This window comes from Neorhizobium sp. P12A, from assembly GCF_008365395.1.
In the GTDB taxonomy this organism is placed as follows: domain Bacteria; phylum Pseudomonadota; class Alphaproteobacteria; order Rhizobiales; family Rhizobiaceae; genus Rhizobium.
Genome location: NZ_QOVX01000002.1, coordinates 1,107,223 through 1,129,193 on the forward strand (window position 1 = coordinate 1,107,223; position 21,971 = coordinate 1,129,193).

Annotated in this window: 22 protein-coding genes; 11 read left to right on the forward strand and 11 right to left on the reverse strand. The window is 60.1% G+C overall.

Translation table 11 applies throughout. The annotated features are described in order from the left end of the window. Positions 1–61: 61 nt before the first annotated feature. The 3 genes from DTW90_RS11495 to DTW90_RS11505 all read right to left on the reverse strand — a co-directional run bounded on the left by DTW90_RS11495 (position 62) and on the right by DTW90_RS11505 (position 3,899). Positions 62–910 (reverse strand): helix-turn-helix transcriptional regulator, encoded by an 849-nt coding sequence (locus DTW90_RS11495; RefSeq protein ID WP_149338302.1) that lies wholly within the window; start codon positions 908–910, stop codon positions 62–64. Positions 911–1,023: 113 nt separating this feature from the next. Next, positions 1,024–1,413, reverse strand: coding sequence for a nuclear transport factor 2 family protein (locus DTW90_RS11500; RefSeq protein WP_132517472.1), 390 nt, complete (start codon positions 1,411–1,413; stop codon positions 1,024–1,026). A 761-nt stretch (positions 1,414–2,174) separates the two neighbouring features. Further along, positions 2,175–3,899: a penicillin-binding protein 2 gene (locus DTW90_RS11505; RefSeq protein ID WP_132517470.1), complete on the reverse strand. Its 1,725-nt coding sequence runs from the start codon at positions 3,897–3,899 to the stop codon at positions 2,175–2,177. A 252-nt stretch (positions 3,900–4,151) separates the two neighbouring features. Between DTW90_RS11505 and DTW90_RS11510 the strand changes: the two genes are divergently transcribed. Beyond that, the gene (locus DTW90_RS11510; protein ID WP_149338303.1) at positions 4,152–4,757 is read left to right on the forward strand and encodes a hypothetical protein; all 606 of its coding nucleotides are present in this window, start codon (positions 4,152–4,154) and stop codon (positions 4,755–4,757) included. Positions 4,758–4,806: 49 nt separating this feature from the next. On the opposite strand, the gene DTW90_RS11515 is transcribed toward DTW90_RS11510, so the two are convergent. Beyond that, entirely contained in the window at positions 4,807–6,663 is a 1,857-nt protein-coding gene (locus DTW90_RS11515; RefSeq protein ID WP_149338305.1) for a tetratricopeptide repeat protein, read from the reverse strand. 176 nt (positions 6,664–6,839) lie between these two features. Further along, positions 6,840–9,002: a PBP1A family penicillin-binding protein gene (locus tag DTW90_RS11520; RefSeq protein WP_246664925.1), complete on the reverse strand. Its 2,163-nt coding sequence runs from the start codon at positions 9,000–9,002 to the stop codon at positions 6,840–6,842. A gap of 218 nt (positions 9,003–9,220) precedes the next feature. Here DTW90_RS11520 and DTW90_RS11525 point away from each other — a divergent pair, with 218 nt between their 5' ends. Beyond that, positions 9,221–9,751: a YcgN family cysteine cluster protein gene (locus DTW90_RS11525; RefSeq protein ID WP_149338456.1), complete on the forward strand. Its 531-nt coding sequence runs from the start codon at positions 9,221–9,223 to the stop codon at positions 9,749–9,751. Positions 9,752–9,771: 20 nt separating this feature from the next. Here DTW90_RS11525 and DTW90_RS11530 read toward each other — a convergent pair whose 3' ends face one another. After that, entirely contained in the window at positions 9,772–10,101 is a 330-nt protein-coding gene (locus tag DTW90_RS11530) for an MmcQ/YjbR family DNA-binding protein (RefSeq protein ID WP_149338309.1), read from the reverse strand. A gap of 179 nt (positions 10,102–10,280) precedes the next feature. Between DTW90_RS11530 and DTW90_RS11535 the strand changes: the two genes are divergently transcribed. Next, entirely contained in the window at positions 10,281–10,883 is a 603-nt protein-coding gene (locus tag DTW90_RS11535) for a hypothetical protein (protein WP_149338311.1), read from the forward strand. 55 nt (positions 10,884–10,938) lie between these two features. On the opposite strand, the gene DTW90_RS11540 is transcribed toward DTW90_RS11535, so the two are convergent. From DTW90_RS11540 to DTW90_RS11550, 3 genes are all read right to left on the reverse strand, one after another. Next, entirely contained in the window at positions 10,939–12,120 is a 1,182-nt protein-coding gene (locus DTW90_RS11540) for a YcaO-like family protein (protein WP_281407565.1), read from the reverse strand. A 66-nt stretch (positions 12,121–12,186) separates the two neighbouring features. Beyond that, positions 12,187–12,651, reverse strand: a complete 465-nt coding sequence (locus DTW90_RS11545) for a hypothetical protein (protein WP_132517456.1) — start codon at positions 12,649–12,651, stop codon at positions 12,187–12,189. Between the two features lie 253 nt (positions 12,652–12,904). Beyond that, the gene (locus DTW90_RS11550) at positions 12,905–13,381 is read right to left on the reverse strand and encodes a cytochrome c (protein ID WP_246664935.1); all 477 of its coding nucleotides are present in this window, start codon (positions 13,379–13,381) and stop codon (positions 12,905–12,907) included. Positions 13,382–13,596: 215 nt separating this feature from the next. Here DTW90_RS11550 and DTW90_RS11555 point away from each other — a divergent pair, with 215 nt between their 5' ends. From DTW90_RS11555 to DTW90_RS11565, 3 genes are all read left to right on the forward strand, one after another. Beyond that, the gene (locus tag DTW90_RS11555) at positions 13,597–13,977 is read left to right on the forward strand and encodes a hypothetical protein (protein ID WP_246664926.1); all 381 of its coding nucleotides are present in this window, start codon (positions 13,597–13,599) and stop codon (positions 13,975–13,977) included. A gap of 315 nt (positions 13,978–14,292) precedes the next feature. Then, entirely contained in the window at positions 14,293–14,928 is a 636-nt protein-coding gene (locus tag DTW90_RS11560) for a hypothetical protein (RefSeq protein ID WP_149338313.1), read from the forward strand. A 266-nt stretch (positions 14,929–15,194) separates the two neighbouring features. Continuing rightward, positions 15,195–16,424, forward strand: coding sequence for a terminase family protein (locus tag DTW90_RS11565; protein WP_149338464.1), 1,230 nt, complete (start codon positions 15,195–15,197; stop codon positions 16,422–16,424). Between the two features lie 17 nt (positions 16,425–16,441). Here the strand turns inward: DTW90_RS11565 and DTW90_RS38035 are convergent, their stop codons facing one another. Beyond that, the gene (locus DTW90_RS38035; protein WP_281024700.1) at positions 16,442–16,576 is read right to left on the reverse strand and encodes a hypothetical protein; all 135 of its coding nucleotides are present in this window, start codon (positions 16,574–16,576) and stop codon (positions 16,442–16,444) included. A gap of 349 nt (positions 16,577–16,925) precedes the next feature. On the opposite strand from DTW90_RS38035, the gene DTW90_RS11570 reads away from it, so the two are divergent. Together DTW90_RS11570 and DTW90_RS11575 are read left to right on the forward strand one after the other, a co-directional pair. Beyond that, on the forward strand, positions 16,926–17,570 hold the full coding sequence (locus DTW90_RS11570; RefSeq protein WP_246664927.1) for a hypothetical protein: 645 nt from the start codon (positions 16,926–16,928) through the stop codon (positions 17,568–17,570). Positions 17,571–17,645: 75 nt separating this feature from the next. Then, positions 17,646–17,951: a Dabb family protein gene (locus DTW90_RS11575; RefSeq protein WP_132517452.1), complete on the forward strand. Its 306-nt coding sequence runs from the start codon at positions 17,646–17,648 to the stop codon at positions 17,949–17,951. A gap of 992 nt (positions 17,952–18,943) precedes the next feature. Here the strand turns inward: DTW90_RS11575 and DTW90_RS11585 are convergent. Further along, positions 18,944–19,186, reverse strand: coding sequence for a hypothetical protein (locus tag DTW90_RS11585; protein WP_149338317.1), 243 nt, complete (start codon positions 19,184–19,186; stop codon positions 18,944–18,946). 155 nt (positions 19,187–19,341) lie between these two features. Between DTW90_RS11585 and DTW90_RS11590 the strand changes: the two genes are divergently transcribed. The 3 genes from DTW90_RS11590 (at position 19,342) to DTW90_RS11600 (ending at position 21,923) form a co-directional block, all read left to right on the forward strand. Next, the gene (locus DTW90_RS11590; protein WP_149338319.1) at positions 19,342–20,499 is read left to right on the forward strand and encodes a phage portal protein; all 1,158 of its coding nucleotides are present in this window, start codon (positions 19,342–19,344) and stop codon (positions 20,497–20,499) included. Between the two features lie 163 nt (positions 20,500–20,662). Then, positions 20,663–21,409, forward strand: coding sequence for a carbonic anhydrase (locus DTW90_RS11595; RefSeq protein ID WP_149338321.1), 747 nt, complete (start codon positions 20,663–20,665; stop codon positions 21,407–21,409). A 205-nt stretch (positions 21,410–21,614) separates the two neighbouring features. After that, positions 21,615–21,923, forward strand: a complete 309-nt coding sequence (locus DTW90_RS11600) for a DUF6107 family protein (protein WP_149338323.1) — start codon at positions 21,615–21,617, stop codon at positions 21,921–21,923. The last annotated feature ends 48 nt before the right edge of the window (positions 21,924–21,971 follow it).

The following is a 21,971-nucleotide window of genomic DNA, read 5'->3' on the forward strand; positions in this document are numbered from 1 at the left end:
CAGCCATATTGGTCGGTTTCGGCGTCCGGCAATTGCACGGAATGAGTAGGTCGAGGCTCGTTCAGTGATCCGTCGGCAGGACCGGCATTGGTGCGTCCTTCATCATCTCGGCATAGAGCTTTTCCGTTTCCGCATCGGTCGGAAATAGGGATTCGACCCTCAATTCCTGAGCCGCGATCGTCATCGGCGTGCCGACTGTCGTGATCAGCGAAAAGAAGCTCAACGTCGTGCCATCCCTAACGAAATTCAGCGGAACGATCGGCGTGCTGGCGGGAGCGTCAAGCGCCTTCCAGTCGACATCGACATCGGGATAGGCAAGCAAGGTCTTCAACAGTTCCCTCGTCTTGTCATCGATCACCCGGCCGATCGATTCTCGATGCACACGGGCGAGAAGGCTCTTTGAGGTCTCGGCCCAGCCCTGAATGAAGGGGCGCATGCCTTTGGGGTCGAACATCAGGTGCAGCAGGTTGCGCGGCAGCTTGCGCTCTGCCATGTCGACGAAGCAATTGAAGAAGCGGGGCGCTGCGTCGTTGGACATGACAACGTTCCAGTAGCGGTCCATGACAACGGCGGGAAAGGGCTCGTGCTGTCTGAGCATTCGACGCAAGGCCTCCACCACGGGCTGCATGTCGGGTGCATCCCAGGAGTCATCCGAATAGAGCGGCGCGTAGCCGGCCGCCAGCAGCAGCGTGTTGCGTTCGCGAAACGGCACCTCCAGTGCTTCGGCAACCGTCATCAGCCGCTGGCGACTGGGAACGCTGCGGCCGCTTTCCACAAAGCTGATGTGACGCTGCGACACGCCGGTATCCATGGAAAGGTCGAGTTGGCTCTTGCCGCGCACTTCCCGCCAGTGACGCAGCAATGGTCCGAGCTCTCTCGATATCGCCATGCCTCTCCCGTTGCCGTTCATGCAGGCCTCCCTGTGCTTATGCCTCGCAGTCCCTTCGAGGAGGAAAGGGCCTGCGAGGCATGTTGGTTTCCATATCCGCACGGTACCGAACGGAAACGCTCGAACCGAAAAGATCAGAACTGAACCGGACCGACGGAGCCAAACCAGTGGCGCACTTTAGTGGGGTCTGCTTCGTCCATGTAGAAAAAGTGGGTCATGACGGGCTTGACGACAGGGTGACTTCGGTCGTCCGGCGTCATTGTCACAAAGCCGCGGAACACCTTCAGCGATCCGCCATCCCAATACTCGGTCACGTCGTGATGGGCGGTAAAGCCCGTGTCGATAAAAGCACGCAGGCTCTCGCGGATCGTCTCGCGGCCTCTCCATTCGGCGATGCCGAGATTGGCAGTCGCATTTTCAGCAAAGCAATCGAAGCCTTCGCCGAAAGTCTTGTCGTCGATTTCCCTCCAGAAGGAAAGCAGCCATTCCGGGGCTTCGCGCATGGTAAACGTCTTCTCGGTCATTATTCATTCTCCGATGTTTCGTGAGGCATCTCTCCGGCACGGTTAGTGCCGATCTCGTCTTGAGATGCCTGGAAACTATGCCCCGCCAGGAGGTGTCTCAATTACATCGGAGGTCATATTGCTATGTCAGGCAGCAAATGCCACCAGCCATCCCTGGCGATGTTAACGCGAGAATGGCGGCATAAGCGGCTATTTACCATCATTAGGCATAGATGTTTTGTGCAGCAATTTTTGATTGCAAAGTTGAACGCTGTTCAGCAACCTGCAACGTGGTCACTACGCGTTAGTCTGCTGAGGTTTTGGATATGCTAAGTGAAATCAAGGGCGGCGATCTCGTAAGGACGCTGATCCTAAGTGTCTCAGCCGTGGCACTTTTCAGCCTGTATTTCTATGTCCGCGGTGGGCTCAGCGTTGCGATATTTCAGTGGTTGGTCGCCATTGTCGCAATGGGGGCCATCTTCGATACCTGTTGGCTGAATGCCAAACGGACACGACTCCGATCCGCGCCTGAAAAGCCGGCTTCGCTCGCCGAAAAGCGGGAAAGGCAGATAAAACTAGGGCGCAGGCTGCTACGGCAGGCAGGCATAGTCGCGATCGCCGGCGTGACGATACCGGTCCTTGTTAAGCTTTGGTTCTTACTCCATTGACGACCGCTTCAGCCGTGACCCGCCACTGATGGCAACGGGCTACCCAATCATGCATATTTAGAGCGCGGCCGTGTGTCGTCTGGCCGCTTGCCAAGACGCGGCTTCCTCAAGCTCTCAATACGAAGCCAGAACATTACCGAAGTTCGGTTCGATGCCCAGCAGCGGTGCCGCCTGGCTGATGATGTCATGAACCATCGGTGCGGCCGTCTCTGCGGCGAGGTTCAGGTTGTGCACGCCCGTTAGCGGCTGGTCGATGAAGGACAGAACCACATATTTCGGGTGATCTATGGGGAAGGCTGCGAGGAAGGAGTTGAAGCTCAGCTTGTGCGAGTAGACGCCGTTGATGACCTTGTTGGCCGTGCCGGTCTTGCCGCCGACATGGAACCCGGCAACATCGGCCATTCTCCCCGAGCCCTGTTCGCCGTTGAGTTTGAAGAGATATTTGATGACGTCGCTGGTGCTTTGCTTGACGACGATCTTTGCGGTCTTTTCAGCCTCTTCCTGGGTACGCGGCAGGAAGGTGGGCTCGATCAGCTTGCCGTCGTCGATGAGGGCAGCACCCGCAACCGCCGTCTGCATCGGCGTCGTGGCGACGCCGTGACCGAAGGCGGCGGTCAGCGAGTTGATCATCTTCCAGACCTTCGGCTGGCTCGGCTTCGCCACCTCGGGCAGCTCGGTGTCCATCCTGGATAGCAGGCCGAAGCGATTGAGATAGGCGCGCTGGTTCTCCATGCCGACCTTCTCCATCATCTTGGCCGTGCCGACGTTGGAGGAGTAGCGGAAGATTTCCGGGATCGACAGCACCCGGCGCGGCACGTCGCGGTCGTCGTGGATGGTGAAGCCGCCGTAATGCAGCGGCGTGCTGGCGTCGAACGTGTCGGTGAGCTTGACCGTGCCGGTATCGAAGGCCATCGCCATCGAGAAGGTCTTGAAGACGGAGCCCATCTCGTCGGTACCGTTCGACATGCGGTTCAGCCAACCCTTGACATCCGTCTGCGGATCGTTGGGATCGAAATCGGGGGCCGAGGCCATGGCCAGCACTTCGCCGGTATGGATGTCGAGGATGACGGCGCCGGCCGATTGGGCCTGATAGGTCGCAGGTGCCGCCGCGACAACGTCATGGACGATGTTCTGGACGCGCAGGTCGACCGACAGTCGCACAGGCTGCAGCGCGGCGTCGCTCGGCGTCATGCCTGTTGCGGCCAGATCCGAGAGACCCTGCATGTCGAGATATTTCTCCATCCCCGCCACGCCGTGATTGTCGATGTCGACATAGCCGAGGATATGCGCGGCGGTGCGACCACCGGGATAGAAACGTTTAACTTCCGGGCGGAACCCGATCGCCGGCAGGCCGAGCGCAAGGACTGCGTTCTGCTGTTTCGGCGTCAGCTGCCGACGCAGCCAGGCAAAGCGCGACCGCTTGTCCGAGAGCTTCTGGTAAAGGGATTTTCTGTCTAGATCCGGGAAGACGCCAGCGAGCTTCTCGACCGTTTCATCGACGTCAACAACACGGTTCGGTTCCGCAAACATCGATACGGTGCGAATATCGGTCGCCATCAGTTCGCCGTTCCGATCGACGATGTCTGGACGGAATGCGGGCGCCTGGCTTGGCGGAATGGACGATGTGAGGTCCTCCGGCGTCATTGCCAGATAGGTAAGTTTTGTAAAGATGGCGACATAGGCAATCGCCAGGGCGCAGACGAGCACGAGGATACGGGATTTCGCCAGTTTCGCCTGCCCTTTACCCGTCGAATGTTGCCGCCGGCTGGGAGATCCGGGGCCGAATGTCAGCTCGATAAGACGGCCGCTATTCGCGCTGAAGGCATGGATGATGGACATGGCTACTCGGCTACAAAAACGGGGGTGCTCGCAATCGGTCGAATTGATCCTTTTTTATACCCGCTGGATGGTTAACGAGAGCTTATCACCGGCAGCTTCCCTAATATTCAATGACAATCTGGAACACCCCAAAAACGTTCAATCCCGTTGCCGGTCGCTCCCAGTTTGCAACCCAGGAATGATATGTTTTTGGATCGCGCAGATGACCTGTGATACAGTCAAAGCGGATGAAGGTGGGAACCCATATCTCTGATGCGCAGCTTTGAGAGGCTCGGCATGGTACACGGCGGGTTGATGCAGGCTGCAGATCTTGGCTGGAGATCTGTGGCCTATGTTTCCGTTCGCTTCGCAGTCGCTCTGGGCGGCTATCTCGTCGCCGTGCTCGTTGCCTGCGTCCTCATGGCCGCCTTCATGGTGATCAAGGACACGGCGCCGCAACATTATGGGACATCTGGCGATTTCGCTGCCGTCATCGAGTTTGCTGCGGTTGCATTTCCGTTCGTCGTCTACCTGCTTTTCTTTCCTGCAGGCCTGATCATTGTCGTGGGTGAAGTGATGAGCTTACGAAATAGGCTCTATTACGTTTTATCCGGCGGGTTTCTTGGTCTGCTGCTCGAAAGCTACGGCCCGCCGCCGCCGCCTTCGAGTTCACTCTTGGCCGGCCACGTTGGCGTGGCCTCCATCATAATCGGCTGCGCAAGTGGCTTCATCTATTGGCTGCTTGCCGGACGAATGATGCCGCGTAGCGCGCGAATCGTCTGGACGAAGAAGACCGAGGTTCCGCGTGAACCCGATGATGGATTTTGTGATGTCTGTCGGCGGCTCTTGCTCGGCGACGCCCGAAGGCCTCGCCGATAATTCCTGCGAGAAGAGCTCGATTAGCTCAAACGCGGGGCAGGGCGTGGCTCTATCCCGCCTTGGCAGCAGGTTGCGGCAAATCCGGTGCGGGCGCTTTTCCCTCGTTGGCCCGGCGTTGCAGCAGGCGCTCGAAAGCATGCTTGATCTTCATCACATGCGGCGTCTTGTACTCAAAATCCTTGTTGTGGAGATGGATCAGCATCGAAGCATTGACTTCGAACACCACGACCCGGCCCTCGGCATCCAGCGAACAGTCGATGCCGAAATAATCGAGCCCCACCTTGCGCCTGATGGCATCGAGTGTTGCCATGGCTTCCGCCCCGAAGACGCGGCCCGGCTGCTCCAGAAAGGCTTTTTCCTCGTCGCGCATCCATGCGACATCGGCCATGCGCGTCGACATGTGATGCACTTTCCAGACATCGCCGATTGCCAGGTGATAGGCAAAAATCTCTTCGCCGACGAAGACGAAGCGATATTTGCGGAAGTAGCCGTCGGCGGACCTGTAGTCGACGAAATCGGTAAGGTAGAGCGGTTGCTCTCCGGCTTCCTCGGCAAAGGCAAGCAACTCTTCCGGCGTCGAAACCAGTTCCATCTTGTCGCCGCCATGGGTGCCGGCATGGCGGACGATCGTCTGGATGCTCGTGACCGCGCCGCTGCGCAGGATTTGCCGGAGGACGGCGGCTTCGACCTGGACGGTTGCCGGCATGATCGCGCCCGATATGGCGGCAAGGCTCTCCGCGATGGTCGCGCGATCCGTCTGGAGGATCAGCCGGGGATGATTGACCACGGGCTTTTCGAGGGAATCGGCGAAGTCCACCAGCGACGCAATGATATCGCGTCCGAGATCCGCCTCCGACACCAGATTGACGACGACGTCGGTGCCCGCGCTTATTGTCTGCGGGTCGTAATGATGATCGGGCAGGATGAGGATGACATCGGTGTCGAAGGAACTGTCGCTGATCAGGTCTTCATAGGGCGTATTGCCGGATAGTGGCGAAAAGAGCATCAGCGCCTTGAAACTGGCAGGCCGGCGCTCGGCCGTATAGTTGCGGGCTGCCCCTGAAGTCGCGACCTTCAGAAAGCAGGCGCGCGCTGCTTCCTCGTTGCCGAGGTCATGCTCCAGACCGCCGCACAGGAGCAGCGCCTCTCTGTGGTTCGGCTCGATGCGAAGCGCGGTGCGGGCATAGGTCACGGCAAGCTTCTTCTGCCGGGCATCCTTCAGCGCCTGTGCCTTCTTGCAAAGGCAGACAACATCCCTGGGGGCGATCGTCAGCGCTTTCTCATAGGCCGATATCGCCCGCCCGAGGTCGTCACCCTCCTTGAGTATATCGCCGACCAAGAGCCAGGGCGCCGGATCGTTCGGCATCAGGTCGCAGCAGCGCAAGGCCGAGAATACCGCCTCTGAGACCTTGCCCTGCACCGAGAGGACCCGGCTGCGCTTCGTCAGCGCCGGGACGTGGTCGGCCTTAAGTTCGATCGCGCGGTCGAGGCTTACAAGCGATTCAGGCAGCCGGCCGATTCGAGCGAGCACGTCGCCATGATCGTACCAGGCATCGGCATCCTTCCAGCGGAATACGAGGATCGCTTCGCAGCATTGCAGCGCCCGTGTCAGATCGCCGACAGCCTGGCAGGCCGTGCCGAGGCCGGCAATTGCCTCGGCGTCACCGGGGCTCATGCTAAGTACGGCATCGAACCAGAAGATGGCATCCTGCGGCCTGCCGGCGCGTAGAAGCAGATTGGCAAGCGTACGGCATGCGGAAGGATCCAGACGGACAGGCTCCTGCACGGACAGAAGTGCGGCGATTGCGGCATTGTCGTCACCGGCGTCCATGAAGCTGGAAACCTGTTCCAGGATGGCAACGAGCGCTGATGGGTGGGATGCGGTATGATCAAGCTGCAGGCCCATAAAAAGCGGCTTTCAACTAGGGGGATAGGGGGGCGGGGCATAAACTATAAATAAAGCTTATCGTAACGGCCACGCCTTGCTCTGGGCTGACCATTGCGGCCGCCGCCCGTGATCTACCGGCTCGCTAAATCGATAAAGGGATGTCGTTCATTTGCCCCGTTGAACGCGGCTCATCGTCAGCCGGCGGTCGCCACTTTCTGTGGATTGAGCGGCGTTGCTTCCCGCAATTTCTGGCCCAGGTCATGCAGGATCTTGGTCGAATCCGCCGAGAGCGTGCGGGGGCGCAAGGGCGGCGGCTGGACCGGCTGGTCGCTGGGCGGCGCCGGCTTCTTGGCGGCAACCGTCTGCGACTTCTGCGGCGGGAACGGGTTCTCGATGCCTGGGATAGGCTTCAGCACGATGCCCTGATGGGCATAGTCCATGATCTTCTTGAAGGTCATGGCCGGCAGCATGCCGCCCGTCATGTTGTTGGTCGAGGTATAGTCGTCGTTGCCGAACCAGACGGCGCAGGTGTAGTTGCCGGAAAAGCCGATGAACCAGGCGTCGCGATAGGCAGACGTCGTGCCGGTCTTGCCGCCGATCAGGATGCCATGATCGAGCTGCGCCTTTCGGCCCGTGCCGTTTTGCGGCACGTTGATCAGCATCGTGTTCATGTAGGACAGCGCCTTTTCCGACAGCACGCGCTGCGGCGGCGGCTCGTCGCGGTCGAAATCGTAGAGAACCTTGCCGTCATAGCCAGTGATCTGCTGAATGCCGTGGCGTCGCGATTGCATGCCGTCGGCCGGGAAGACGGAATAGGCCGTCGCCTGGTCGAGCACGGTGACTTCCGACGTGCCGATCGGTATCGTCTTGTCGTTGCGGATCGGTGTTTCGACGCCGAAGCGCTTGGCCATCTCGCGGATGGGCTGGATGCCGAAATGCTCCTTGGCGAGCCGCACGGGGATCGTATTGATCGACTGGGTGATCGCCTGCAACAGCGTCACCTTGCCCTCGTAGCGGTTTTCGAAATTATGCGGGCTCCAGTTGCCCCAGGAGATCGGCGCGTCGATGATGGTGGTCGCCGGCGTCATGCCGTTCTCCATCGCCACCGAATAGGTGTAGATCTTGAACGACGAGCCCGGCTGGCGTAGCGCCTTGGTGGCGCGGTTGAACTGACTCTCGCCGTAATCCCGCCCGCCGACCATGGCGCGCACGGCGCCGCCGTTCTCGATCAGCACGCTCGCCGCCTGCTTGGCGTGATATTGCTCGCCATATTGCATCAGGCTCGATTCGACAGCGTCCTCGGCAGCCTTCTGCAGGCTCATGTCCACGGTGGTATGTACGATCAGCGTGCGTTCGGGGAAGCGGGAGGAAAGTCGCTGCACCTCGTCGAAGGCCCAGTCGAGGAAAAAGTCTGGCGATTCGGACTGCGCGCGGTCGACGACGGAGGCCGGATTGCGCCTTGCGGCAATCACCTGGCCCTCGGTCATGAAGCCTGACTGCACGAGGTTGGAGAGCACGTCGTTGGCGCGGGCGCGGGCCGCCGGCAGGTTGACGCTTGGCGCATATTTGGTCGGCGCCTTGAAGAGCCCGGCAAGCATGGCCGCTTCCGCAAGATTGACGTCGGTTATGCTCTTGCCGAAGTAATATTGTGCCGCCGCAGCAGCGCCAAAGGTGCCGCCGCCCATATAGGTGCGGTCGAGATAGAGGCTGAGGATTTCCTTCTTGGAGAGATTGGCCTCCAGCCAGATGGCAAGGAAGGCTTCCTTGATCTTGCGTTCGATCGAGCGCTCGTTGGTCAGGAACACGTTCTTGGCGAGCTGCTGCGTCAGCGTCGAGCCGCCCTGGACGACGCCGCCCGCCTGGGCATTGACGGTCAATGCGCGGAAGAGGCCGAAGACGTCGATGCCGAAATGGTCGAAGAAGCGCCGGTCCTCGGTCGCCAGGACCGCCTTGACGAAATAATCGGGCAATTGATCGACCGGCACGGAATCTTCATGGATGATGCCGCGATGGCCGATGACGTTGCCGTAGCGATCGAGAAAGGTAACGGCGAAATTGCCGCGATTGCGCCAATCTCCCTGTGTAGCCTCAAAGGCAGGCATGGCAAGCGCCAGCATGACGACTGTCCCTGCCACGCCGAGCGTCATGGCCTCGCCGGCAAGCTCGAAGACGATGCGCTTCCAGCCGCGGGCGCGGAAACGGCGGGAAAAGATGGTGATGTCTTCCCAGATTTCGGCGGCGCGGAAGCCGGCGTTCCAGACCGTGGAATCGATCCAGGAATCGATGCGCAGCAGAAGGTGCCGCTTCCTTGGCTTGCGGCCTTCCGGCTGTTCTTCTGGATTGGTTGGATCCTGCACGTCCCGAATTCCCGCCCGAATTGGCCTGATTTGCCGAACCCGACCTAAGAAGGTCAGGATTCACTCATAATCGCGCCTGATTGAATAATTGGTTGATTTGGGGAAAAGAACAAGAGAGATGCGGCGGGCTGTGCTTTATGGTCACGTCTGCGCTAGCGCCCCAAAGACTGAGACTTGAGAACAAAGGCCCAAGAACTGAGGCCAAGAACCGAGGAATGATGGACGAACTGCCTTTCTGGAAGCGCAAGACGCTGGCCGAGATGAACGCCGAGGAGTGGGAAAGCCTCTGCGATGGCTGTGGCCTCTGCTGTCTGAACAAGCTGGAGGAATGGGATACCGGCGACGTCTATTTCACCTCTATCCGCTGCAAGCTGCTCGATGGCGAGAGCTGTCGTTGCTCCAGCTATCCCAATCGCTGGGATTTCGTGCCCGATTGCGTGCAGCTGACCAAGGAAAACGTCCCCGACATCGCCTGGCTTCCGCCCACTTGCGGCTACCGGCTGGTCAATGAGGGCCGCGACCTCTACTGGTGGCATCCGCTGATTTCAGGCGATCCAGAAACCGTCCATCAGGCCGGTATTTCCGCGCGCGGCCGCACGATCAGCGAAGAGGGCATCGATATCGAGGACTACGAGGATTACGTGGTCGACTGGCCGCTGACGGTCGGAGACAAGATGGAAGAGGCCGAGGAGGCAAAGGCGGAGAGCGACCCTGCCGAAATCACCGAGCGGGATGGCTCCAAGGCCTAGTTCGGAAAGGCTCTTGTCACCTATTCTTCCTTCGAAATCAGTGATTTGGGCGCCGCATTCTTCCACGCCTGCTGGACAAGGTCATGCACAGTGCGGTCGTCGGCGGCCGCGTGATAGAGCCGCGTCGCCCCACGCTCGCCCCAGCCGCCGGGAACGACAACAGTCACGTCAGGGGCAATCGCGAGCGCCATCTTCTGCTGGTCGGGCTTCAGCCGCACCACGCAATAATCACCGCCGGGCAAGGTCATGAAAATCCGCCCGCGCACACGAAAAGCCCGCCTCTCGAAATGCGCGCTTTCGGTTGCCTCCGGCAGATTGAGCGCGAAGGCTATGAGCTCCTCCCTGGTCATGCCGGGATTATAATATTAGTATAATCAAATGTATAGGCGAGCCGCCTTGTGCCGCCGGCAGGCGGTCTTGGCAGAAGATCGAATTCGCGGCAAAGTGGCAGAATGACCGCTGGGACCCCTGAGAACGATCCGACCGCTGTGCCGCCCGTCGCCTCGAAAGTCCGGTGGTTGCCCTGTCGATGACGTGGCTGCTCGCCCCGCCGGAGGGAACGCCGCCGCCTGCGGCACCCGGCTGGGGCAGCCTTTTCGGTCCCAACTGGCACGTCCTGTCCCATGCGACGCGCACCGGCACGACGATTGCTCTCGTGCCGGTGATCTGGCGACAGCTGGAGCTGCCCAATCTCAGCCAGATGGCCATATCGATCGGCGCGGTCATGGCGGTTCCCGTCCTGACCGGCCTTGCCGACGCCGACCAGCGGGCGATCGACCAGCGCATGCTTCAGCGCGCCGCCGGCTGCGCGATCGGCGGCGCAATCGGCCTTATGCTGCTGGCCCTGCCGTTGACGCAGCTTCTCGTCCCATGGCTGATGGCGATCATGGCCGGCACCTTCGTGGCCATGCAGGTGCAGAGCGGACGCCGCGGCATTTCCGGCCTCGGCATTCAGGCTGCCGTCGCGCTGATACTGACGCTGGTGCAGGGATCAGGACCGCCGTCGAGCCTGCTGCCGGCGATCGACCGCCTCGTCGGCATGTTCGGCGCCATCGCTCTGCTGGTGCTCATCAACCTCTTGATGGGACCGCCCGTCACCGCCGGATCTGATCTGGGAGCCGGGCGGGACTGATGGATGTTTTTTGCGTCAAAGCGCGACCACCGTCAGCACCGGGGGCTACGCATTTTCACCTCGCCCCCATGATCCGCTTGAGGGCCCGCGGTCCAAGCCTTCGTTTCCGTCGCCCGTCGGGATTTTCCAGCCCGGGCACGATGACTTTCGCGACGCTGAAAGCTTGCTCGCCCGGATTGAGGTCTATGACGATGACAGACTTGATCCCCACCGCGACCAGCCGATCAACGATGGACGACAGCATCTCATCGACCGTCGTTCCGGCAATAGTCTCAAACTTGGGGGGAACTTCCGTTGGCCCGATGGAAAGAAGTTTAAAAAGATGATCGGGAAGCGGCCGGACAAATGTTTCCGGAAGGATGTCGTCACGGGCCCCGCTGATATAGGTCAGCCTCGATTGCGCGGCCTCGGTGATAGCTCGGATTGCGGCGCGCACGCCGTTGGGGTGGGCTCCGGCACCCTGCGTCATCTCGATGTAGCGCATGATGCCGCCGGCCGGCACCGCCGGGGCGATAAAAGCCTCGATGCAGGGTACGCCGACATTGCTGGTGATGTTGAACATCTGGAGCCTGAATCCGGCTGCGCGAACCCTGGCCGTGAGGCTGTCGACGACCGGATCCCGAAAAGACTTCGGGTCTACGCAATTCAGCCTGCGTTCCTCGGCCGGGATAAATTGCGACAGAATCTCGGCATCTCGCTCAATGCGCTCCAACAGCCCGTGGAACGTCGCCTCCGACAGGGTATTTCCCGAGGCCAGACCGTCCGACGACTGCCAGAACCTGTTGACGCTTCTGTCGTCGAGCTGGACCGCGTTGACAGGCACCCAGGTGGGGCGCTTTTGCAGGATGTCGAAACCGATCGTCCACGACAAACTTTCTTCCGGATGGACTTCGCGTTGGCCAGCCAAAATCAGCGTATCGAGTGTCTCGGCACCAAAACCTTCGGATAACAGTTCGCGTTGACTGGCGTTGCGCAACTCAAGCTTCGGATCACCGGCAACCGCGCGTTCCAGGGCTTCCATCGCCGCTGAGACCTTTGCGTCGATGTCCTCTATTCCCTTGCCCTGATTGATCACGATCGAGCGGGAGTTCGGGGCGATCGCGTTCCAGACCGGAATGCCGATCTTGTCCAGATCCGTCAGCCGAGCCAGGCGACTTATTCCATATCGGCTGAGGAGCGGCACGACACGCGCCATCGTCTCATCAGGCGAACAGATACGATCGGAATAGGTGGTCAATGTTGCGCCGTAAACTCTGTGGTCCAGGAGACTCAGGCCCTTGCGGGCCCGAGTCGGGCCGGCGCGTCAGTGAGACGAGCGTTCCGTGGCAGAGCTGCCGGAAGCTGGAGTTTTGTAATACTGCCCGGAAAATGCCGTCTCTTCAGTATCGAATACGAGGCTAAATTCGGCATTTTCCGGCGTCTTGTAAAGACGGCCCGAAAATGGGGATTCGACGGTTTCGACGGCAACCGCGACGTCTACAGCAGAGCTGCCGGAAGCTGGAGTTTTGTAATATTGCCCGGAAAATGCCGCCTCTTCAGTGTCGAATACGAGGGTAAACTCGGCATTTTCCGGCGTCTTGTACATACGGCCCGAAAATGCGGATTCAGCAGGTTCAACCGCAACCGCGACGTCTACGTCCGAGGTGGCGCCTTCCGCGTCACGGCGGGCCATATAGTCTTCCCGCGTTCCATCCATGGCGGTTACGCTACCCGCCTCGAAGTCGACCAGCCAGAGCTTGTCTTCGCCTTTTACGCCGAGAATCATCATCTTAGACATGGATATCTCCTCTAAAGGGTGTAAAAAATCTCGGGAATTCACTCTGAATGACGTTAATCGCAACGCCTCATTGCATCTGAAACCTATCATACCGCCTGAATGACACAAGCGAATGCTTGAGTAGAATTTCAAATGACGATCGGACAACGGCGGTCATCAGTCTGACCGCGTTGCCCGTCTTGGTTCTGACCTTGGCACTATCCAACGCTGCCGGATACGATCTGGGCGCGCGGATGTTCCAGCGTTAGGGCGCCACCACCGTCAGCACTGGAAAGTCCGGCTTCTCGTTCGGTCCCAGCGGGCCTGGAACCTTATGGCTCACGGGCGGCAGCGATTTCAGGTACATGGCGATGGATTTGGCGTCGGCGGCTGTGAGATGCGCAAAGTCGCGCCACGGCATGACCTCGGACAGCATCCGCCCGTCCGGCCGCTGGCCCTTGGTCATGGCGGTGACGATCTGCTCGACCGACCAGCTGCCAAGCCCGGTCTCCTTGTCGGGCGTCAGGTTCGCGCCGACGAAGGTTCCGGGCGGTATCTTGAAGCCGACATCGGAACCGCCGAGATAGCGGCTCTCGTCGGCCTTGCCGAGGAAATAGCCGGGCGTATGACAATCGCCGCAGCCGCCGACCTGCACGAGATATTTGCCCCGTGCAACAGTGCTTTCGGCCGCCTGCAGGGAGGCGGCGGAAAGACAGCAGGACGCAAGCAGCGTGGCTGCCATGAAATGAGTGGATCGCATCTCGAATTCCCCCGATGGTTGCGAAAAAACCGCGGGCACGATACGCTGGGCAAGGAGACCTCACAATCGCGCGATCGGGTGGTGCGGGTCTAATCAAAACGAATGGCGGATAGGAAAATAGTCTCGCCTTTTATCCCCATGCGTCCCCGTCAGAATCGTATAAACTGCGCCCTGCAATTTATGAAGGAGAGCAGAACGTGGCCAACCAATCATCTTTCCGGGCCGGCGAAGTCGCCCACAAAATCAAGAACTACAAGCCCAAGAACCTTGCGCAGGCCACCCAGAACAAGGCGTTGGCGATCTCGGCTATCGAAAAGGGGCTCTGCCTCTCGCTGACCTACGAGGGCCTGCCGCGCGTGGTGGAGGTCCACACGGTCGGAACGACCACGGCCTTCAAGCCCGCCATGAACGCATGGCAGGTGGATGGCGAGAGCAGCCTACCGCCGGTTTCGGAATGGCGCCTGTTCCTGTTCGACGAATGCTTCGACGTCGCCTTGACTGATATCAAATCCAGTGCCCCGCGCCCGGATTACAAGAAGGGTGCAAGGCAGTTCCGGAAGATCGACAAGCAGGTTTGACGAACCCGGCTCCGGCGGAAGCGACCGATGCGTCGCCCGCCGGAGCCTAAAATCCCCGCCCAAAATCCCCGCCCAGGATCGCCCCCAAAAACTTCGGTCAAAGAAAAATCACAGACATAGGAAAATAATCCTTGACGGCGTGACGGTGGTTTGATAGGGTTCAGGCATAGTCGGAAAGTTGCGGCTGCGGGCATCGCTTCCTGGTTTCGGGAAGCTGATCCGTAGGGTCGTACATCCGCTGAGTTTCAGAACATCGTAGACCGTGGTCTCCGCAGCTTTCGGGCTGGCGGCGTCTTTCCGCGTCCGGAGGGTTTCATGCAGGGCATCGACAATTTCGACCCGGCGCTGTTTGGCGCATGGCCGGAGAAACCGGCCTATGACGGGTGGCTCGAAGCTGGTGAGGTCGGCTGGAGCGAGGAGGAATGTCGTCGGCAGGCAGCTGATATCCTTCTGGAAACGAAATCAGCGGATGTGCCGCAGGAAGACCTGCGGCTGCTTCTCAACGATATGACGCGCGAGATGCGCGAGCAGTTCGACCATTTCCGCAAGCTCAGGGCCACGGCCGAGCTGCTCTGCGGACCCGATGCTGACGAGGCGGCGGCAAAGCTTGCCCGCGCCGATATCAAGGCGGCGACGGATGCCATGTCGCTGATCGTGCGCACGCTGGAAAAGGTCGATGCGCTGCAGCGCCAGCTTGCCCGCGACCGCGAGATGGAGGCGGAACGCAATGCCGACAGCTTGGGATATGAGGAAAAGAAACGGCTTCTCATGGAACTCATCGAGAAGCGGGTCCAGGAGCGCGTGGCTAAAATTCTTGAGCAGCACGAGCACACTCCTGGTGCCCGGGCAGGGGATGGCGCTGAAGGGCAATCCGGACCGGACGATGCAATTGCCGACACCGGCCCGCCTGCCATCCGAACGCCCGCCGCTCAAACACCGTTCGACCGATGAGCTGCTTCGGCGGCTGCGAAAATGTCTTGATGCCTATGAAGCGCGAATGAACACAATCGACAGCCTGCGCCGGCAGGCGAATGCAGGACTGAATTCCGGCCGGAAGCTGGCAGCGGACATGGAGCGTGAACCGCTCCCCGCCGGCCGCGATCGACAGCACCATAGGTGAGAGTAACGAGCCGATGGCGGGGACCCATCTTTCGTCCGATGGTTCGCAGCAAAACGGATCGTCGCTGGATGCCGAGATCGCCGATACGGTCGCCGCTATGGCCCATGTCGATCATTCGCCGAGGGAATGGAGCATTGCCGGCCGTTTGGATCAGCAGCCTCCCAAGGGTGACTGGCGCACCTGGCTCATCCTCGGCGGTCGCGGTTCCGGCAAGACGAGGGCCGGCGCCGAATGGGTGCAGGCGATCGCCAGCGCCGGGGAACGATCGGATCTGCGCATCGCGCTTGTCGCCGAAACGCTCGGTGACGCCCGCGAGGTGATGATCGACGGCGTCTCGGGCATCTGCCGAATCGCCGGGCCAAAGAGACCGGAATTCGAAATCTCGCGCCGCCGGCTCGTCTGGCCGAACGGCGCGGTGGCGCAGCTCTTTTCGTCGGAAGATCCCGAGAGCCTGCGCGGGCCGCAGTTTCATTTCGCCTGGTGCGACGAACTTGCCAAATGGAAGCACGGGCAGGAGACCTGGGACATGCTGCAATTCGGCCTGCGACTGGGGACGGCGCCGCGCCAACTGGTGACGACGACGCCAAGGCCGGTGCCGCTGCTGAAAGGGTTGATGGCCGATGGCGGAACGCGGCTGACCCGCATGAGCACGCTGTCGAATACTGATAACCTGGCGCCCGGCTTCATCGATGCGCTCTCCGCCCGCTATGGCGGCACCCGGCTCGGCCGGCAGGAACTGGACGGCGAGCTGATCGAGCATCGCGGGGATGCGCTGTGGAAGCGCGAGGCCATCGAGGCGGTCACGATCCGCTTTGCCGGCGCGCTCAGACGCATCGTCGTCGCGGTCGACCCGCCGGCGGCTGCCGGCGCGCAATCGTGCTGCGGTATTGTCGTCGCTGGACTGGAAGCTTCCGGCCGGGCGGTTGTCTTGGCGGATTGCTCAGTGGAGGACGCAAGCCCAGCCGCCTGGGCGGCGGCCGTGGTGCGCGCCTATCGCCGCTTCGATGCCGACCGGGTCGTCGCCGAGATCAACCAGGGCGGCGACATGGTGACGGCAATGCTGAGAAGCGTCGACACGGTGCTGCCGGTCTCGACTGTCAGGGCCACACGCGGAAAATTCCTGCGGGCCGAGCCGGTCGCAGCCCTTTATGAGCAAGGCCGGGTGGCCCATGCGGCGCGGTTTACGGCTCTGGAAGACCAGATGTGCGATTTCGGCCCGGACGGATTGTCCTTAGGCCGGTCGCCCGACCGGCTGGATGCCCTGGTCTGGGCGCTGACGGCACTGATGCTGGAGGGAAATGGAGAGCCCCGCGTACGGGGCATTTGATCCGGGTGATCCGGCGATTATTCGGCCGGTTGCTGCGGTGCCGGCTTGGCAGGAGGTGTCTCGCGGACAGGCCGCATCTGGCGCCATTCGTCTTCCATGCGCTCGACGACATGCTGGGGAATGGTGGGCTGCGGAGCAGTCTGTTTTTGCATGTGATCCTCTCTTGATTGGACGGCGACGAAACGTCGAACGAGCACGAAGGTTCCACATGGAAACTGAATTGTAAATCAGGGTCTACTAAACTTTAAACGATTGAATTTATTTTAAACGATTGAAAGAAAATAATCTTTTGGATTAGTAAACGCCCATTCGGTGTGTTCAGCCATGTAACACCTGGGTTGCTTTCGGGTTGTATCTTAAAAATATACAATCGAATTGGCGGCGCCGGAAGGCGTGCCCAAGGGGATGAAACCGATCAAGGGCAATGCGAAAACGGGGCGCGAATTTCCGCGGAGCCTGCGACTTTTGCGTTTTGCCTTTGACAGCTGCGATGGATGAAGCGTGAGCAAGATCAACCGGGATTTCTTCTTCGACCATCTGCATGACAGGCTTTATCCGAACGGCCTCAACCAACAGCAGGTGGATGGCCATGAGGCCATTCTTGACGAATGGGAGGCCAAATATTCGGCGAGTGACGACCGCTGGCTCGCTTATATCATGGGGACCGCTCACCGCGAGGCCGGTGCCGGCATGCAGCCGATCGAAGAGAACATGAATTACAGTGCGCAGCGGCTGCGCCAGGTCTTTCCGGCGAAGTTCACTGTGGCGCAGGCCGAAGACTATGCCCACCAGCCGGAGAGGATCGCCAACCGGGCCTATGCAAACAAGATCGGAAACGGCAACGAGGAGAGCGGTGATGGCTGGCGCTATCGCGGTCGCGGCCTGGTGCAGATCACCGGCAAGGCGAATTATGCCAAATTCGGTATCGCGACGCCGACCGATGCGCTCAAACCTGCAAAGGCGGTCGACATCCTGTTCGACGGCATGATCAACGGAAAATTCACCGGCAAGAAGCTGTCCGACTACTTCAAGGGAACGACCGCGAATTGGGTCGGCGCCCGCGCCATCGTTAATCCCGGCGAGCCCGGCGACCGGGTCGCCGTGGACGCGAAAGCCTACTATGCCGCGATCAGCTATACGGTGTGACCTGTAGCTCGATCGTTGAACTGCCCGGACCGGCGTGATATCGCGCAGCGACATCTGCATTCCGGGAGCGTCGCCATGATCCGCCATATCGTCTTCTTCACCGCATCGAGCGCCAATCTCGACGAGGTGCGCGCCGGCCTGTCGATCCTGACGGAAATCCCCCATGCGCGGCTGCTGGAGATCGGCACCAACGTCAAGACCGACCAGTTCGGCACCGAGATCGATCTCGTCGTCTATGGCGAGTTCGACGACGAGGAAGCACTTGCCGCCTACAAGGCCCATCCGAACTACCAGCTCTCCACCTCCCGCGTCCGCCCCATCCGCGAAATGCGCTATGCGGCTGATTATGATACGGACAAGGCGGTAAGGACGCGGATCTAGAGGTTAAACTCCTGCCGTTTCCCAATTCATGGTAGTAAAATTTTGAATTGAAGGTCATCATCGAACTCTACATCCATTATGGAACGAGCCGAAGATGCTAAAACGCTTGGTCAGAAGTGTTTTCCCATTCTATGGGTACGAGTTTTTAAGAAAAGAATATCTGATAGACAAAAAAGAGAAAGAATACGCGACGATAAGCGTCGTTTGCGAAGCAGGTTTCCAAAAGAAAATATTATTCGCGTACGTGGCTGACGAAGTCGCTCGAACTCATCTTTTAACCGAGGAAAATATCCTGGAATTGATGAAAAGCTGCCGCAATATTTTGAATGAGCTGCACTGAGATCCGGCTATGTGGCCGAGAAGGCAGCACTTTTGGGTCGACAATCTTCCGCTACACTATAACCACTCGCCGAGGTCGCATCACCATTGTAGGGAAATATTCGGCTTTCGCGAGAGTTGCTAACGACTTTCACAAAAATCTGCAATAGGTTGCATCAGAAGTTAATGGGTTAACACCCGAAGCAGGGGAAGATTTGATGCATTCCTATATTGCGGCGATGTCGAAATACGCGACCTTCAGCGGTCGAGCCACCAGATCTGAATTCTGGATGTTCATGCTTGTTTCGACGCTCCTCAACATGGGGTCATGGGGCCTGGACACCGTTCTCTGGGCCGGCAGGCCGCGCTTCATGATCATCGGCACTCTCGTTGGGCTGATACATTGTCTTCCGTCGCTCGCAGTTTTCGTTCGTCGCCTTCACGATACCGATCGCACTGGCGCATGGTACTTTTTTATGATTGTCCCGATCGTTGGGACGATCACAATTCTGGTCTTCCTCTGCTCTCGTTCGACGCCGGGATCAAATCGGTTTGGCCCACAGCCGGGTTCGAATACTCCCATGCCGTCCTCGGGCTTCGCTCGGAGTTGATCTGCCACAATCGGAACGAGGGGCGGGGTCGCGTGACGTCTTTGATTGAAGGCGCGACTGCTACTATCGCTTTGATTTGAAGACCGAAAATAGGCTATCGGCAATTTTGAACGTGTCGTCGGTCTCTCTGAACATTTCGGCGGCTTCTCTGTCCACCACTATGCCTTTGCTCTGTCCATTGGCATTGGTCACGGTGTAAGCGAGCGGAGGAGGGTTGTCGCTCAGAGCCCTGTAACCAAGCGCGGCGGCATGGGCTTCGTCGTCGGCAACGATCTCCAATTCGATGCTGACAGTGAATTTTGGCATTACGATCTCCTCTGCTTCCCAAGTCCGAAAAGACATATCAGCGGCTGCAACCCGTTTCCATCGTCCTCGTAGTCACAGGCGAAATGAAGGTCGCCGGCAAAAACCTAAGTCGAGGCAGAGCACGCCCTTCAAGAGAAACGCCAAAGGAGCCCAACATGAAAATCCGTTTTTCTCTGCCGTGGCGCACCACGGCGGGCCGCAAAGCCATGCACGAAACCAAGGCGTGGGGCGGCCTGGTCGCCCTCGCCGGCGAGGGCAGGGCGCAGTGGACTGGCCGCTCCTATTCGGCCCTTGCCCGCGAGGGCTTCATGCGCAATCCGGTTGCCCATCGCTCGGTGCGGCTGATCGCGGAGGCCGCTGCTTCGGTCGTGTGGCTGCTCTATGTCGGCGACCGTGAACTCCCGGATCATCCGCTGCTGTCCCTGATGCGCCAGCCGAACGCCCGCATGGGCGGCCCGGATTTCTTCGAGGCGCTCTATGGCCACCTGCTGCTATCAGGCAATGCCTATGTCGAGCCGCTCACGGTCGGCTCCGAGCTGCGCGAACTGCATCTGCTGCGGCCGGATCGCATCGGCGTCATCGAGGGCCGGGACGGCTGGCCGGAAGCCTATGAATATCGCGCCGGCGGGCTCGTCCGGCGGTTTCCGGCGGAGGCGGAAGGGCTGGCGCTGCTGCACCTGAAGCTCTTCCATCCGCTCGACGACCATCTCGGCTTCCCGCCGCTCGCCGCAGCCCAGGTGGCGCTCGACCTGCACAATTCTGCTGCCACCTGGAACAAGGCGCTGCTCGACAATTCCGCCCGGCCGTCGGGTGCGCTGGTCTACCAGCCGAAGGAAGGCGGCAATCTTTCGCCTGATCAATATCAGCGGCTGAAGCAGGAGCTCGACGACGGCTATTCCGGCCCGATGCGCGCCGGAAGGCCTCTGTTGCTCGAGGGCGGGCTCGACTGGAAATCGATGGGGCTTTCGCCGAAGGACATGGATTTCGTCGAGGCGCGCAATGGCGCGGCGCGTGACATAGCGCTCGCCTTCGGCGTGCCGCCCATGCTGCTCGGCATTCCCGGCGACAACACCTATGCCAACTACCAGGAGGCCAACCGCGCCTTCTACCGCCTGACCGTCCTGCCGCTGCTCACCCGCACGGCAGCGGCACTTTCCGCCTGGTTCTCAGGTGCTTATGGCGAGGTGCTGAAGCTCACCCCCGACCTCGACCAGATCGCCGGGCTTGCCGCCGAGCGCAGCGAGCTCTGGACGCGGGTCGGCAATGCCGACTTCCTGACGGATGAGGAAAAGCGCCAGGCAGTGGGTTATTGAGGGTGCCACAAACTGCTGCACTTGGTGGCCGTCGAAGGTCGCTCAACCCGCAATTTTGAAAGGGAGGCTTCACTACTCATCCATTTTGGCTACTTGCGAAAGAGCGGCACTCGCGTTGCCATACGGAGCAGCTCTTCGACACGATCAGCCTTGGGAGGGGAAGATGAGCACTATTGCACAACATTTTGGCGAGACTTGCAGCTGCGTTGCCTGTTCAGCGGAGACCCGCGGCGGAGACGCGGCATTCTCGCGTCGCCGCTTCCTCTGCACCACGCTCGGGACCGCGGCAGTCATGGCCGGTGGGGTTGCTCTATCCGCAAGGCCGGCATCAGCGCAGAGCACGATGACGCCCGACGAAGCGCTCCAGACGATGATGGATGGAAACAAGCGCTTCACCGAGGGGCGACTTCAGTCCCTGAATGAGGACCTTGCCATTCTGAAGGCCAAGACGGCGGAAAAGCAGGAGCCTTTCGCGGCAGTGCTGTCCTGCGCCGATTCACGGGTGCCGGTCGAATTTGTGTTCGACCAGAGCATCGGGCACCTGTTTGTGGTGCGCGTCGCAGGGAATGTCGCCACGCCCGAAATCACCGCCAGCCTCGAATATGGCATTGCAGTCCTCGGCGTTAATCTGCTGATGGTCCTTGGACACAGCAATTGCGGCGCCGTCAAGGCGACCATCGAGGGCAAGGCCGTTCCCGGCCAGATCGGCGCCCTCTACGCGCCGATCTGGCCGGCCGTGAATGCTGCAGGCAACGATCTCGATGCTGCCATCGATGCGAACGCGAAGATGCAGGCGACGCTGCTCAGCCGAACCTCGACCGTGATCACTGATGCCACCAAGCAGGGGAAACTGAAGGTCGTCGCCGCGCGCTACGACATCGCCACTGGCGTAGTCTCGATGCTTGGATAGTGGGGACAAGTCGGGAGCACGCTCACTCAATCCCTGAAGTCCCGGACTCAATTTCCGAAGGCTTCGCTCCAACCGATTCACAAGACTCATGAAAACAGTAGCGCCGGGCCGAGGTCAGGCGATCCTTGGCCGGTTGCATCGCCGCCGGCCTCGGATGCGCCGTGTCGCGCATCGATGAAATCATTCTATTCAGGAAAGCTTAAAAATGGCTGACTTTTCCAACGATGCCGGGCTCTGGACGGCCAGGGCGGTCGGTGCGTCGGCGGGTGCCGCCGTGTCGCTGATTTATCTCCTGCCGAAAAACAGGCGGGAAGCGGCGAGCCGCTTTTTCACCGGCCTCGCCTGCGGGATCATCTTCGGCGGTCCGGCCGGCGTGTGGATCGCCGAACGGCTGGCGCTTTCCGATACGCTGTCGGCCTTTGAGACCATGCTGTCGGGTTCCGCCGCCGCCAGCCTCTGCGCCTGGTGGGGGCTTGGAATCCTCCATCGCGTCGCCGGCCGCTTCGGCCGCTGATGCTTGCTGCCCAGAACTGCGCAGCGGTTTTGGAACAACGACACTCAT